The 14,206-nt window shown below is 54.5% G+C and carries 14 protein-coding genes, 1 tRNA gene and 2 pseudogenes; 16 read left to right on the top strand and 1 reads right to left on the bottom strand.

Annotated elements, in window-relative coordinates; translation table 11 throughout:
* Positions 1-54: 54 nt before the first annotated feature.
* Positions 55-2,451, bottom strand: a complete 2,397-nt coding sequence (locus tag JCM13996_RS03050) for a Xaa-Pro dipeptidyl-peptidase (protein ID WP_054749529.1) — start codon at positions 2,449-2,451, stop codon at positions 55-57.
* 244 nt (positions 2,452-2,695) lie between these two features.
* Here JCM13996_RS03050 and JCM13996_RS03045 point away from each other — a divergent pair, with 244 nt between their 5' ends.
* The 16 genes and pseudogenes from JCM13996_RS03045 (at position 2,696) to recN (ending at position 14,117) form a co-directional block, all read left to right on the top strand.
* Positions 2,696-2,947 (top strand): hypothetical protein, encoded by a 252-nt coding sequence (locus tag JCM13996_RS03045; protein ID WP_054749528.1) that lies wholly within the window; start codon positions 2,696-2,698, stop codon positions 2,945-2,947.
* Positions 2,948-3,041: 94 nt separating this feature from the next.
* Positions 3,042-3,115 (top strand) — tRNA-Arg (locus JCM13996_RS03040).
* A gap of 73 nt (positions 3,116-3,188) precedes the next feature.
* The gene (locus JCM13996_RS03035) at positions 3,189-3,620 is read left to right on the top strand and encodes a phage scaffolding protein (protein WP_082383775.1); all 432 of its coding nucleotides are present in this window, start codon (positions 3,189-3,191) and stop codon (positions 3,618-3,620) included.
* Positions 3,621-4,267: 647 nt separating this feature from the next.
* Positions 4,268-4,483 carry a helix-turn-helix domain-containing protein gene (locus JCM13996_RS03030; protein ID WP_054749526.1) on the top strand — a complete coding sequence of 72 codons (216 nt, stop codon included), beginning with the start codon at positions 4,268-4,270 and terminating at the stop codon, positions 4,481-4,483.
* A gap of 450 nt (positions 4,484-4,933) precedes the next feature.
* A complete protein-coding gene (gene rplU / locus JCM13996_RS03025) occupies positions 4,934-5,245 on the top strand; it encodes a 50S ribosomal protein L21 (RefSeq protein ID WP_054749525.1) in 312 nt (103 codons plus the stop codon).
* 33 nt (positions 5,246-5,278) lie between these two features.
* Complete coding sequence (rpmA, locus tag JCM13996_RS03020; protein ID WP_054749524.1) at positions 5,279-5,572, top strand: 50S ribosomal protein L27; 294 nt, start codon at positions 5,279-5,281, stop codon at positions 5,570-5,572.
* Positions 5,573-5,848: 276 nt separating this feature from the next.
* Positions 5,849-6,856 carry a M24 family metallopeptidase gene (locus tag JCM13996_RS03015; RefSeq protein ID WP_225353422.1) on the top strand — a complete coding sequence of 336 codons (1,008 nt, stop codon included), beginning with the start codon at positions 5,849-5,851 and terminating at the stop codon, positions 6,854-6,856.
* A gap of 213 nt (positions 6,857-7,069) precedes the next feature.
* Positions 7,070-7,627 (top strand): elongation factor P, encoded by a 558-nt coding sequence (gene efp / locus JCM13996_RS03010; RefSeq protein WP_054749523.1) that lies wholly within the window; start codon positions 7,070-7,072, stop codon positions 7,625-7,627.
* A 25-nt stretch (positions 7,628-7,652) separates the two neighbouring features.
* Positions 7,653-8,096 (top strand): Asp23/Gls24 family envelope stress response protein, encoded by a 444-nt coding sequence (locus JCM13996_RS03005; RefSeq protein ID WP_054749522.1) that lies wholly within the window; start codon positions 7,653-7,655, stop codon positions 8,094-8,096.
* Positions 8,096-8,494, top strand: a complete 399-nt coding sequence (gene nusB / locus JCM13996_RS03000) for a transcription antitermination factor NusB (RefSeq protein WP_054749521.1) — start codon at positions 8,096-8,098, stop codon at positions 8,492-8,494. The genes JCM13996_RS03005 and nusB overlap by 1 nt, the downstream gene beginning before the upstream one ends.
* A gap of 112 nt (positions 8,495-8,606) precedes the next feature.
* Positions 8,607-9,975 (top strand): annotated as a pseudogene (gene xseA / locus JCM13996_RS02995) (exodeoxyribonuclease VII large subunit).
* Complete coding sequence (locus tag JCM13996_RS02990) at positions 9,968-10,201, top strand: exodeoxyribonuclease VII small subunit (protein WP_054749520.1); 234 nt, start codon at positions 9,968-9,970, stop codon at positions 10,199-10,201. Before xseA ends, JCM13996_RS02990 begins: the two are co-directional and overlap by 8 nt.
* Positions 10,179-11,057: a polyprenyl synthetase family protein gene (locus JCM13996_RS02985; RefSeq protein ID WP_054749519.1), complete on the top strand. Its 879-nt coding sequence runs from the start codon at positions 10,179-10,181 to the stop codon at positions 11,055-11,057. Before JCM13996_RS02990 ends, JCM13996_RS02985 begins: the two co-directional genes overlap by 23 nt.
* Positions 11,058-11,066: 9 nt before the next feature.
* Positions 11,067-11,884, top strand: a pseudogene (locus JCM13996_RS02980) (TlyA family RNA methyltransferase).
* Positions 11,885-11,959: 75 nt separating this feature from the next.
* Complete coding sequence (locus JCM13996_RS02975) at positions 11,960-12,412, top strand: arginine repressor (RefSeq protein ID WP_054749518.1); 453 nt, start codon at positions 11,960-11,962, stop codon at positions 12,410-12,412.
* Positions 12,413-12,416: 4 nt separating this feature from the next.
* Positions 12,417-14,117: a DNA repair protein RecN gene (recN, locus tag JCM13996_RS02970; protein ID WP_054749517.1), complete on the top strand. Its 1,701-nt coding sequence runs from the start codon at positions 12,417-12,419 to the stop codon at positions 14,115-14,117.
* Positions 14,118-14,206: the final 89 nt, after the last annotated feature.

The following is a 14,206-nucleotide window of genomic DNA, read 5'->3' as shown; positions in this document are numbered from 1 at the left end:
AGGCACGGCTACTTCCAAGCGGAAGTGGCCGTGCCTTTATGTTACCGATGTTAGTTAGTGTTGTGCAGCCGTCCGGAACGGGATGTCCAGGTGACTAGCGCTAAGGTCGACCGTGATGGTCGGAGCGGCAGTAGGCCGGATGGTTTGCGCCATGTCGGCACCATGGATGATCAGTACCAATTGGCGGCCAGCTGGTAGGTGGTAGCGGGTCGGTTGCAGCTGCAACTGCATGTCGACCCACTGGCCCGGACTGACCGCGATGGCTGTGGCACCATCAACGGGGTTTTGCAGGTTCGCATGACTGAAACTGATCAGTTGAGCGTCGTTGGGGTGGCTGCGAGCGGCAAATTCCAAGGTGTTTTCGTACTGCCAGTCAAAGCCCAGGGGGTAGTTGCCCCGGGCTACGGTACTGGCCGTGGGCTGCAAGCGAAAAGCACTCCCGACATCGACTAGCCGTGCACTAATGATGGCCGTCGCGGCGTCGGCTTTGACCCGTAGGTAGATGGTGCCGGTCCCTTCCAGCACCACGTCGTGATCCGGTTGGAGCAGTGGCAGCCAGAGGCGCACATCCGCGTAGGCCGACTGCGGCTGAATGATGTGCTGCTCGAACCCGGCACTGTCGTCATGCTGGTCGTTAAAAATGGCGGTACTACGGTCCTGGAAACTTTGCGTCTGGTCGGTCGTGGTGGCTAGGGGCAAGGTTTTGGGGGTGACCCCAGGACCCGCACCAAAGTCGGGCGTGGTGACCCACGTTTGGGCAGTAACGTTATCCTGAATTTCGACGTCAGGCAGCACGGAGACGGCATGGTTGTCGACGCCGAGCAGTTTATTGCTTAGCCACAGGTTCATCTGGTCGGCAAAGTCGAGCGAGCGGATGTTATTTAGGTACACGTGCTGGCCCTGGTGGAAGAATATTTTGTGGTGTATTTTGCTGCCGGCCGCACGCAGGGCTTCATGTAGTTTGATGACGTTGCGGGGCTTGACGTTCCAATCGTTGAGTCCGTGGACGCTGACAAAGTCACACTTAATTTGCGCCACATGGTGGCGATAATTGCGGGCATCCCAGAAGGCATTATAATCGCCAAATTGGCGGTCCTGCCGCCGGGCCAATTCGTCGAGGCGATTACGCCACTGTTTGGTAACGCGCTGCGCATCACCGGGTGCTTGCTGGCGGGAGTAGGTGTCGATTGCAAGGACGTCCGCATCTTCGCCCTGGAACCCACCTGGGGCCACCACGAGCCCCTGTTCGCGATAGTAATCGTACCAGCTCGAAATGGCCGCCTCGGAGATGACCGTTTTGAGTGCCGGGGTGCCACTGGTGGCGGCGGCCACCGCGAGTGTTCCCAGGTAGGATTTGCCGGTCATCGCGACGTTGCCGTTGCACCACCAAGCTTTGATGGCCGTGTGCCCAGTCCGGGTGGTGAATGCCTGCCGCTGGCCGCCGAGCCACTCGATGATGGCGACAGCACTAGCAGTTTCGTCCGGGCCACCGGTGGAGCGCAGGCCATCGCTGCCGCGGGTACCGATGCCGGCCGAGTAGACCGTGGCAAAGCCGCGGGCAAGAAAGTAGTCGTTAAGCGAGTAAATACCCGGTTCGTCACCATAAACGGTACCGGCAGTGGCAACATCTTTGGCCTGGCGGTGCGGCAAATCGGGGCGCTCTGGGTACCAATCCTGCGTGGTTGCCGGTGCCTGGGTACCTGGTTGTTTGACCGCCAAGGTGGGTTCCGGTACGTGGGTCGCAGCTTCCACGTCTTGGTCGTTGGTACCGTGGAAGTAAGGGTTAGCGGTGAATAATGCTGGTACCTTAGTCCCCGCATTCGTTGCGGCCGGGCGGATGATGGTGGTTTCCAGCATGTCCCGCTTACCGTCACCATCCGTGTCGAGGTCAGATTCGATCCAGACAACTTCCCGAATCAGTTGGTGCGTATTAAAAGTTGGTAGCGTCTTGCCGTTGAAGAAGGTAAATCGTTCGGGTAGGTGTGCCAGCAACCCCTTGGCGGCCAGGGCGTTGATCAGCGTGACCACGTTAGCGGTGCGGGTGTTGAGGAGGAGGTAAATTGCCTGCACAAATTTGTCTTGGTTGTTAATGTCGGCGTCCTGGTAGGGCAAGCCGGTTTCGCGCATGAACGTGCGGGGGTGCGCGGTGTCAAAATCGACCCGGGGTTGGAAGCCGAGGTACTGCAACGCCACGTTGTAGAAGTCGTCCCGCTTGATAACGTCACGGTTAGTAGCTAACCAGGTGTTGAGGTCTGTTTCGGGACCGACGGCACGGTTAGCCCACGCTTCATGGGTGGCGACGTCACCGTGTGCTTGGGGTTCTAGCAGTGCAAACGTCATCCGGGCTAATTTGCTGAGGTTGCGCGCGCGAATGGGAAAGCCGATGGTTTGTAGTTCCTGTTTCTGGGTTGCTAGGTCGGTCGCAATGCGGCCAAATTGGTAAAGATGCATGGCAGAATCCTTCTTTCCTCATAATCATCTCATAGTTATAGCCAGTGTAATGGTAATTAGTAATGAGAACAAGTGACCGGTACGACGAACCCTTCGTGATCGTGTGTCTGCGTGGGTCGCCAGGTCATTCTGTGGGTGCGGGGCGGTGATCGTTTTGCGGGTGAGCATAGCGCGTGGGTTGGTGGGCGCAAAATATTTGCCCCGGGACCCAGGCTTTCGCTATACTACTAACGGGAGGATTGCCATGATTATCGATATACTCATTTTCTTAATTGTCGGTGGGTTGCTTTTTACCGTCACTACTGCTTTGCACGAGCCGCTCAACCTGATTGTGGCGGTTATCATTGGCTGCGTGATTGCTGCCATTACCCTGGTCCTCTTCAGTTGGAGCTGGTTCCTGTTGCTCCTAGCGTTGTGGATGGTCCTAATCGTGGGCGGGCTGTACGGCTTGCGGGGTTACATGCACCGGCACAACAAAAAGAGCGGCACCGATTAAATTACCGGTGTCGCTTGCCCCTGCCAAGGAGTTTCATTATACCATGGCGATTGACAGGGCGACCGGGTTGTTTCTATAATATTATCCGTTATTCGTGCCAATAGCTCAGCTGGATAGAGCAATGGTCTTCTAAACCATTTGTCGCGGGTTCGAACCCCGCTTGGCACATAAACTAGTGTTACAACGCAATGTAGCGCAATGAAAAATCAAGACAAACAAAAACTGTTAAATAGAATGCGAAATGAGTGCGCAAATTTGCTATAATCAGGCTCTATTTCACATGTCATTTCACACTTTTGCCTGTATCCATTCTCAGGCAGGTGCCAGAAACAGTAAGGCTGTGCGGGTACTATTAGATGTGGACACGCTGAAATTGGATAAAGACGGCAAGTTGTCTGGAATTGATGATTTGCCAAAGTCGCTCAAAGAAGCAGACGTTAGCAAGTTTTTGTTTGACAACACGAGCAACACGAGCAACCGGCCAAAGCCGTCCACACCAGCTATTAATGTTGGTGGTAATCTGGGGACTTCAACAGGTGGCAATGGCGGTGACAGCGTTGTGGACCATGTGGCCGCACGCTTGGCTGCTGCTAGGTTCGTAGCCAAGACCTACAAGGAGTGCAAATACACCATCACGGGCGAGAATGGTACTTTTTACCTGACGGGACATTGACAGTGTGGTACTATCCGGGGATCGAGCCTACCGGGGCCAAGTTTTATGCTGGCGAGAGTGTTAAGTACTACGGTTACGTGCGCAACGGTTCCTATCTACATGTGGCTTACCATGCCACTAAAGGCTAAACGTACTACGTGGCTTGCCGTGACTATACCCACAGCAATGAGGCTCTTGGCAGCTTTAAGTAATGTTTGCTCCACTCCGGAATCGGGGTGGAGCTATTTTTTTGTAAAGAAAAAAAACTCTTCAAGGAGTCGACGCTAACGCCCAGAAGGGTTACTATCACAGATGAAAGAAGGCAAGAAGATGAAGGACGCCGTTAGTTGGTCTGAAATCTTCAAGAATGTAGCTGCGGGAATTGCAAGTCTAGTCGCCAGCATAGCAGCACTGAGAGCCGCGTCCAAGAAGAAGAAAGACAAATAAGCTTCAGGCAACGGGCCAACACCTCTTGCTGTCGGTACCTTCATTTCGAATTCCATGAATAAAAATATCGTTTTGCTGGTGGTAGCGCTAATAACGGGCGCACTTAATATTTGGTCGTTTGTTGACCATGTGCTCTCAATTTCCATTTCGGCTATTTCAACAGCGGCGGACGTTTCTTCTTTGGCACTGATTGTTGTGATTGTTTTTTTGGATGGTGAACTATGGCAAAAATTAATTTGAATGATGCAGATTTATTAACATCTACGGAAGCTGCAGAGATATGGGGTAAGAACAAAACGTATGTGCGTACGAGCTTACGCCAAAATCCGGATAAGTGGCCGGCAGGTAGTTGGCGAAAGTTCGGCCGTGAAATCATTGTCACTGTAGAAGGCATGGAAGCTGTGACCGGTGAACCCGATCCACGAAAGAAGAAGTAGAGCACACATACGTGCCCGCAGGCATTTTGGCAGGAAGAGAAGTTAGCAAGGTCCCAATGTTGTTGTGTTCCTAAAATGATATTGTTGATGGGAAAGTAAAACGAGGTCCGGTGTATGTAACTAAACAGTTGTGAGTTATGTGAAATAAGTGTGAAATGGTCTGATCGCAGTATGCCCACCTTGCCTTATTCCTTAGGATAACCATAGCATGTGACTCTCGCTTGGCACATCGTGGCAGTTTTAGGGCGTGAGTGGGTCACTATCATTGGGGATGGTGGCTTTTAATTATGGGCGGATGCTTGTGTTTCCTGGCGGTCCCTGCTATAATCAACACGTTGTATTTGCACCCTGCGACTGCAACCGCACGGACTTGGGTATCAAAGCCTAGCACCCAGTTTGGCGAGTAATCAGGGAAAACGTCCGGTTTCCGGACACGTAGGAGGTGTACTCATGTACGCAATTATTAAAACTGGCGGCAAGCAGTACAAGGTAGAACAGGGCGAACCTGTCTACGTTGAAAAGCTTGACGCTGAAGAAGGCGCCACTGTTACCTTTGACGAAGTCGTTTTCGTCGGTGGTGACAACACTTTGGTTGGTACTCCATTCGTTGATGGTGCAACCGTCACTGGTAAGGTCGAGAAGCAGGGCCGCCAGAAGAAGGTTGTTACTTACAAGTACAAGCCTAAGAAGCACCAGCACCAGAAGAAGGGCCACCGTCAGCCTTACACTAAGGTGACGATCGACGCCATTAACGTTAAGTAATTAACGTACTCTACACACGGAGGTGTAACACTCATGGAAATGCAAAACCTTGAATTCCTCTCCCACCATAAGGGGGGCGGTTCCACATCTAACGGCCGTAACTCTGCTGGTCGGCGTCTTGGTAGCAAGCGTGCCGATGGCCAGTTCGTTAAGGCTGGTAACATCTTGTACCGTCAGCGCGGTACTAAGATTCACCCAGGCACTAACGTTAGCCGTGGTGGTGACGACACGTTGTTCGCCACTAGCGACGGCATCGTGAAGTTCGAACGTCTGGGCCGCGACCGCAAGCAGGTTTCGGTTTACCCTGCTGAAGCAGCTGCCGACTAATTAGAACGATGAAGCGTCCCTTGGGGGGCGTTTTTTTTTGTGCCAATTCATACGTCCTGCCATTCCTAAGCTGTTTACATCTCGGTTGGCCAAATTGGCAAGTGGCAAGAAAAATTAAGCTAACACTTTTGGACGGCCACTGTTGGTCCTGACACCGCCGTACCGCCAAAAATTTATTTGTGCGCGTGCGCTAACGTTCATCGGGACGGCTTTCTGCTACAATGGTTGTGTAATGAATTTCTCATACATAATTAATTTAGACGGGAGCAACAATTAATGGCTAAAATTGAAGAATTACGTCGGGTGATGCGTGATCAGGACCTCAAAGCAATCGTCTTAACCGACCCGGTGAATGTGTCGTATGTCAGTGACTTTAGTGGCGACGAAAGTGCGTTATTGGTGACGCTGACACAAGCATATCTGGTGACGGACTCACGGTTCATTGAGGTGGCTAAGCACGAAATACACGCGGCCACCGTGGTGGAGCATCATCACGGTCTGCTCCCAGCAGTGGGCAAGTTGGCGGACCAGGATGACGTTAAGGAGTTAGGCTTTGAAGCCGAGTATATGACGTTTGCTGATTATCAAGTCCTCGCGGGGGCCACCGCGGCCCAACTACGGGGTACCCGCCACCTGGTCGCGGGACTGCGCGAAGTGAAGTCGCCAGCGGAAGTGGCCTTGATTCAGAAGGCGGTGGACATTGCCGAAGACGGGTACCGCCACGTCCTGGCTACTATCCGTCCTGGGATGACGGAGCGCGCAGTGGCTAACGACCTCGACTTTTACATGCGGGGATTAGGCGCGTCAGGTGTGTCCTTTGACACTATCGTTGCCTCCGGTTACCGGTCGGCTTTGCCCCATGGCTTTGCGGACGACAAGGCGATTGAAGCGGGCGACGTTGTGACGTTGGACTGGGGTTGTACCTACCACGGCTACATGTCGGACCTGACGCGCACCTTTGCAATTGGTACACCTGATCCCCAGTTGGACAAGATCTACCGGTTGGTCTACCAGGCTAATCGGGGGGTGGCGGCAATGATGCGGCCCGGAGTATTAGGCAAAGACATTCAGGCCCAGGCGCACCAGCCTATTGATGCGGCGGGCTACCAGCAGAACTTTGGTCACGGGGCAGGTCATGGTATCGGGCGTGATATTCACGAGGGTCCTGGTGCCTGGGGCGTTTATATGGAAACACCGATTGTTGCTGGTAACGTGTTGACCGATGAGCCGGAATCTACCTGCCGGGTATCGGTGGGGTGCGCATCGAAGATGATTTGCTCGTGACTGATAGTGGCGTCCAGCAGTTGTCAACACCAGCACCGGCCGAGTTGCTACACCTGGATATTTAGGACGGCAAGGGTCGGACTACGTTATTGTTGGGCGTGGCTGATTGGTGTACGTAATGGCTGTGCCGGCGACGGTTCGGGTTGGTTAACCTTGCAACCGTGCCCCGTCATTGGTATCATTGGTTGAGAATAATTAGTTGGAGGACCATGCATGATTTCTGTAAATGACTTTAAAAACGGCTTGACCATTGAGGTTGACCATGACCTGTGGCGCATCGTTGAATTTCAACACGTCAAGCCAGGCAAGGGTAGTGCTTTTGTGCGCTCAACCTTGAAAAACCTGCGGACGGGTGCCGTTCAGGAAAAGACCTTCCGTTCAACCGAAAAAGTGGAACAGGCCCAAATCGATACCAAATCCATGCAGTACCTGTACGCCGATGGCGACAGTTACTACTTCATGGATAACGATACCTATGAACAGTTAAGCCTCACTGCCGATCAGTTGGGCGACGCTTTGAAATACTTGAAGGAAAACATGATGGTCAGCATCATCATGCACGGTTCCGAAACGCTGGGTGTTGAATTGCCGAAGACCGTTGACCTTGAGGTAACTGAAACGGAACCGGGCATCCGTGGTAATACCAGTTCTGGTGGTTCCAAGCCCGCTACTTTGGAGACCGGTCTGGTTGTCCAGGTACCGTTCTTCATTAACGTTGGTGACGTGCTGACCATTAACACGACGGATGGCACGTACATTTCTCGTGCGTAACGTTTAGAAACGGGAGGTAAGCCTCATGGCTGAAAACACAAATATTGTTTTAGCAAGTCGTCCAGACAGTACGGGGACCATTGAAATTGTCCCGGAAGTACTGGAAGTAATTTTGGGCATCGCGGCGGTAAACGTGGATGGTGTCTATCAGATGCGTGGGTCGCTGGCTTCGAGCATCAATGCGTGGTTTGGCCGGGCTAACCGGGGCAAAGGGGTGACGGTCACCGTTGATGGCGACCAGGTGCACGCCGATGTCTACGTTTATCTGAACTATGGCGTGAGTGTCCCTAAAGTTGCCCTGGCGATTCAGAAAACATTACGTGAACAACTATTGTTCATGACGGATCTGGAGTTGGCCCAGGTCGACGTCCACGTTGTCGGTGTGGTGCCCGAAAAGGCGCCCGCGGTCGACAAGACGGACTTGTTTAAGGACGATGAGGAAGACGAAACAACAGAGGAAGACGATTGATGTTAACGCGTCACGCAATTCGTGAAGCTGCTTTCAAAACCCTGTTTGCGCTGGAATTGAATCCAGACGGGGACCGGGATATGACGTATAAGGCGGCTTTGCCCAAAAATGAGGTTGCCCCAGAGTACCTGTTTGACTTGGTCAATGGGGTATTGGCTAAGCGCGATGAGCTGGATGCCGCTATCAAGCCAGAACTACGGTCAGGTTGGACGATGGCCCGCCTGTCCAAGCCGGATCTAGTGTTGTTACGGCTAGGCCTGTACGAAATTAAGTTTGAAGATGACGTGCCCGATAAGGTGGCCGTCAACGAAGTGCTCGAATTAGCCAAGCAGTACAGTGATGACAGCGCCGTGAAGTTTATTAACGGGGTGTTGGGCAACTTTGTTAAGCAAGAGTAACGCCAAGCCGCCTACGCGGTGGGCGTGACAATAAAAAAGGCTCGAGACGATTGCTTTTGTCCCGGGCCTTTATTACATAAACGCGAAATCTATAGGTATGGAGGGGATGCAGATGGCAACACCTGATGCGAGTGAATACTTATCAGTCAGCATGTTGAACCGGTACATTAAGCGAAAATTTGACTTTGATCCGTACTTGAAGCAGGTGTTTGTCGCGGGTGAAGTGTCTAACTTCCGGTTGCGTCCCGCCCACCAGTACTTTTCCCTGAAGGATGAGCACGCAAGATCAGCGCCGTCATGTTTAAATCAGCCTTCCAAAAGTTGGCCTTCAAGTTGGAGGACGGCATGGCGGTGCTGGCCGTGGGGCGTGTGACCGTGTACGAGCCTTCGGGTAATTACCAGCTGACAATTGAGCGACTGGAACCCGCGGGGCAGGGGGTGCTGGCGTTGGCGTATGCACAGCTCAACGAACGGCTGCGCAAAGAGGGCCTGTACGCTATTCACGACCACACACCGTTAGTCCAGTATCCGCGTAAAGTCGCGGTGGTCACCAGTCCTAGTGGCGCGGTGATTCACGATATTATTACTACCGTGCGTCGGCGTTACCCCCAATTAGCGATTACGTTGTTTCCAGCGCAGGTGCAGGGGGATGCGGCGGCACCCGATATCGTCAGGCAGCTACAACGCGTTGACCAGTACGGCGGCTTTGACGCCGTGATCATTGGTCGTGGTGGTGGTTCACTCGAAGATTTGTGGCCGTTCAACGAGGAAGCGGTGGCGCGAGCCATCGTGGCGATGCACATACCGGTAATTTCCTCCGTGGGTCACGAAACGGACGTGACCATTGCGGATTACGCCGCCGATTATCGCGCTGCCACCCCGACGGCCGCGGCCGAATACGTGACGCCGGTGACCGCAGCGGAGGCGGGGCAAAACGTGACCAAATTGGCCCAACGCTTGGTGCGGGCCCAGTCAGCAATCCTGGCGCGCCTGCGGTACCGGCTCGACCGGGCGCGGCAAAGTGTCGTGCTCACACAACCATCAAGGTTATATGACGGGCAGATGCAAAAATTGGACTTACTGCGGTCACGTTTATTCCGCAGTTTTCCGGCGCAACTGGCCCAATTGCGCAGCCGGTTAAATTTGGCGCAAAGTCGCCTGCAGCGGTCGGGATTGGCAGCACGCATTAGTAGTAACCAGGTTACCGTAGCGAACCTCCAGCGGCGGCTAGGCGCCGCCACGCGGGCGACCGTGCAACAACGGCGACAACGGGTGGCGCAACTGGCGGCGGCTTTGGATAGCCTTAGCCCCTTACGGACACTGAGCCGGGGCTATGCCTATACGACCGACGCCAGGGGCATGTATTACGCACCGCCCACGAATACGTGGTGGGTGCGGACGTCACGATTCACGCTGATCACGGGTCGGTGGACGCGACAATCAAGACGGTGAACATCGAGGAGGAAAAACATCATGAGTGACGAACAACAACCGAGCTTTGAAACGCAGCTGCAAGAGCTTGAGCAGATCGTCGCCACCCTGGAAAAGGGTGACGTGCCGCTGGAAAAGGCGTTGACTCAGTTTCAGCAGGGTGTGGCGTTGGCCAAGCAGCTAGACGGGACGTTAAAAGACGCCGAGACGGCGGTGGCCAAGGTAATGACTGACGATGGGGAGCTGAAGGACTTTGAACCAGAGCAAGAGGATTAAGGCGTTTGCGGACGAACACATCCCCGCGTTAACGCGGTTCATGCTGGACTATGCGCAGCAAGCCCACCAACCGCGGCTAGCGGCGGCCATGCAGTACTCGCTGGCTGCTGGGGGTAAGCGGGTACGGCCCCTGCTGGTGTACGCCGTTGCGACGACCATGGGCGTAACCGCTACGCCACTGGATCACGTGGCGGCGGCAATTGAATACGTCCACACGTATTCATTGATTCATGACGATTTACCGGCCATGGATGACGCCCAGTTGCGCCGCGGGCAACCGGCGAACCACATCCAGTTTGATGAGGCCACGGCCATCCTCGCGGGTGATGCATTACTGACGGATGCTTTTGCCTTGGTTGCGGGGGCATCGTTACCAGCGGCGGTACGCAGTGCGTTGACCGCCCAGCTGGCGGTTGGTGCTGGTTCTCGTGGCATGGTGGCGGGGCAGATGATGGACATTGCGGCCACCGGTAGTAGCACCCCATTGACGCGGGGCGAGCTGGTGCGCATGCACGCCCACAAAACGGGAGCGTTGTTACTGGCTGCGGTCCGTATGGGCGCCACGGTTGCGACAGTCAGTGATGGCGATACTGAGGCCCTGGATGACTTTGCCACGGCGTTTGGACTGGCGTTTCAAATTCGTGATGACATTAATGATGCCACGAAGTCGTCGGCGGAACTTGGTAAAACGGCGGGTCAGGATGCGGCTGCCGGTAAAAACACGTACGTTAGCCTGTTGGGCTTAGCGGGGGCCCAGGCGGCCTTGACCGAGCAGTTACAGGCGGCGCGGCGTGCGCTGGACCGCCTATCCGTTCCGGCCCCCCTATTAATCGATATTGTAGCAATGTTAGGCTAGGTGAACGTAATGAAAGAACGAGTTGACGTGCTGGCTGTAGCTCAGGGACTGTTTACTTCCCGGGAACAGGCGAAGCGCGCGATTATGGCCGGTGAGGTCTACGACCAAAATAATGAGCGGCTGGACAAAGCCGGCACCAAAATTGATGCCGATACCCAACTACACGCCAAGGGGAAGAAGTTGCCCTACGTGAGTCGGGGCGGGCTCAAGCTCGCCAAGGCCCTCAAGGTCTTTAACATTGACGTCACCGATACCACGGTGCTCGACATTGGTTCGAGTACGGGTGCTTTACTGACGTTTGCCTTCAAAATGGGGCCAAGCAGGTCTACGCCCTGGACGTGGGGACGAACCAGTTAGTGTGGCAGTTACGCTCCGACCCGCGGGTGCACGTGATGGAACAGGTTAACTTCCGTTACTGCAAGCCTAATGATTTCCAGTATGGTCCGGTAGAATTTGCGGTGACTGACGTATCGTTTATTTCGTTGCGGCTAATTTTGCCGCCACTGCGGCCCATCTTGGTGCCGGGCGGGCACGCCGTGATGCTCATCAAGCCCCAGTTTGAGGCGGGTCCGGAAAACGTGGGTAAGCATGGCATTGTGCGTGATCGGCAGGTTCACCATGACGTGGTGACGCGGATCGTCAACTTTGCGGCAGAGAATGGTTACTCAGTTTTAGGCCTCGACTTCTCACCAATTACTGGTGGCGGTGGCAATATTGAGTTCCTCGTCCACCTGCGTAACGAGGTTAACGCGACGGACGCCCATATTGAGCCCACGGTCGATGTAGACCAGGTGATCGACGCGGCGTACGCCGAACTGAAATCCTAGCGTGGTGGTGGCGCAAGCTGCACCATTGACTGGTATAATGTACGTAAATTATTAATTCATTTGGGGGACACCGCCATGCACAAGCAAGCACGCCAGGATATCATCAAAACGATATTAAATTCGTACGCGGTCGAAACGCAGGGTCAGTTAGTTGACCTGTTGGCCGACGCGGGTGTGCAGGTCACGCAGGCGACAGTGTCGCGCGACATCAAGGACATGCAGTTGGTCAAGGTGCCAGTCGCTAACGGCCGGTACCGGTACAGCCTACCGCCCGCGCAACAAGCTTCGCCCACGGAGAAGTTGGAACGGACGCTGCGGGGTGTGTACGCTAGTATCGATGTTCTGGATAAATTCGTTAATTTGCAGTTGGTACCGGGGTCCGGGCCGGCGGTGGCGACGCTGTTAGCGGCGCAGACTGACGGGCGTATCTTTGCCATGATTCCAGCCGACGCTAGTATCCTCATTATCTGCCGGAGTGACGTGGCGGCCGAACAGCTAGCTGATACCTTGCAAGATATGGTGGGGTGAAACCATGTTACAGGAACTTTCTATTCGTGATTTTGCAATTATTGAGTCACTGGACCTGAGCTTTGAGACCGGGATGACCGCGCTTACGGGTGAAACCGGGGCGGGGAAGTCGATCATCATTGACGCGGTCTCGCTACTGGCGGGGTCGCGCGGTTCCAGCGAGTTTATTCGTACCGGTGCGGACAAAGCAACGTTGCAAGGGCAGTTCTTGGTGGGGGACAACCATAACACCATCGCTGCCCTGGCGGCTTTAGGTTTGGCGCCGGATGACGGGCAGGTTCTGCTCGAACGTGACCTAACGCGTGCGGGGCGGAGCGTGTGCCGCATTAACGGTAAGATCGTCACCACGGGCAACCTCCGCTCCGTGGGTGAAACGCTCGTGGATATTCACGGGCAAAATGAGCACCAAGAATTAAACCATCCCGAAAAGCACTTGGGGATGTTGGACCAGTATGCCGATGGGGCTGTACACGATTTGTTGCAGCAGTATCGGCACACATATCGGGACTACCAGCAATCGTTGTCAACGTTGCGTCAGAAGCAGCAAAACGAGCAGGAATGGGCCCAGCGGTTGGATATGTTAAAGTTTCAGGTCCAAGAGATCGACGCAGCCGACTTGCACAGTGGTGAAGAAGACGAGTTGGAATCCGAACGTGAGCGCTTGGCCAACTTTCAGCGCATTCAAAACGCCCTGGCCGCGGCTTACGACGTGTTTGATAATGGTGAGTACAACCCGGTGGACGCGCTGGGTGAAGCCATGCAGCAACTGGAAAGCATCGCCGATTTGGGGGACGAATACCGGTCGCTGAGCGAGACGATTAGTGATGCCTATTACTCACTACAGGACGCGCAGGCGGACCTGTCCAAAGAAATTGACGGGTTGGAGTGGGACGAAAACCGTCTCAATGAAATTGAGGAACGGTTAGCGTTGATTCAGCAGTTGAAGCGTAAGTACGGTGATTCGGTGGACGAGATTTTGGCGTACGGTCAGCGGGCTCACAAGGAATTAGCCACCATGGAAGCCACGACTTCGGACGCTGAGGGTCTTGACGGCCGCGTGCAAAAATTGTACGACCAGTTGGTTAAACTGGGCCAACAACTGACGCAGGTACGGCAGCAGGTTGCGCAAAAGTTGACCACCGCGGTGCACCAACAACTGCAGGCGTTGTACATGGCCAAGACCGTATTCAGCGTCCACTTTGCCGATCACGCTCCCGACGCGTTCACGCCTAATGGGGTTGATGTCGTCGAATTTTACATTCAGACTAACCCCGGTGAGCGAGCGCAGCCGTTGGCCCGCATCGCCAGTGGCGGTGAACTGTCGCGGATCTTGTTGGCCATTAAGACGATTTTGGCCGAGTCTGATGGCGTGACGAGCATCATCTTTGATGAAGTTGATACTGGCGTGTCTGGGCGGGTGGCGCAGGCCATTGCCAACAAGATTAGTAGTATTGCTAGCCACTCGCAGGTGCTGTGCATCACGCACCTGCCACAGGTAGCGGCGATGGCTGATCACGAGTTCAAGATTGTTAAGTCGGTCCACCATGGGCGGACGATGACCACGGTGGCTCGGTTGAGTGAGCGCGAACGCGTGGATGAGCTGGCGCGCATGTTAGCTGGGACGGCGGTAACGCAGCTCACCCGGGAGCACGCCCAGGAACTCCTGCAACTAGCGGAGCAAACGCGTAGTCAACTAGACGGGTAGCGTAAATTAGGCCCCAAACCACTATGATGAAAATGACTTTCACCGTAGTGGTTTGGGGCCTAATTGTCTTTAATGCTGGGTTGTCAGCG

It is taken from the genome of Lacticaseibacillus thailandensis DSM 22698 = JCM 13996 (assembly GCF_001312865.1).
Classification (GTDB): Bacteria; Bacillota; Bacilli; order Lactobacillales; family Lactobacillaceae; genus Lacticaseibacillus; species Lacticaseibacillus thailandensis.
Note: the sequence above shows the minus strand (reverse complement) of the source record. Positions and strands in the feature narration are given on the sequence as shown.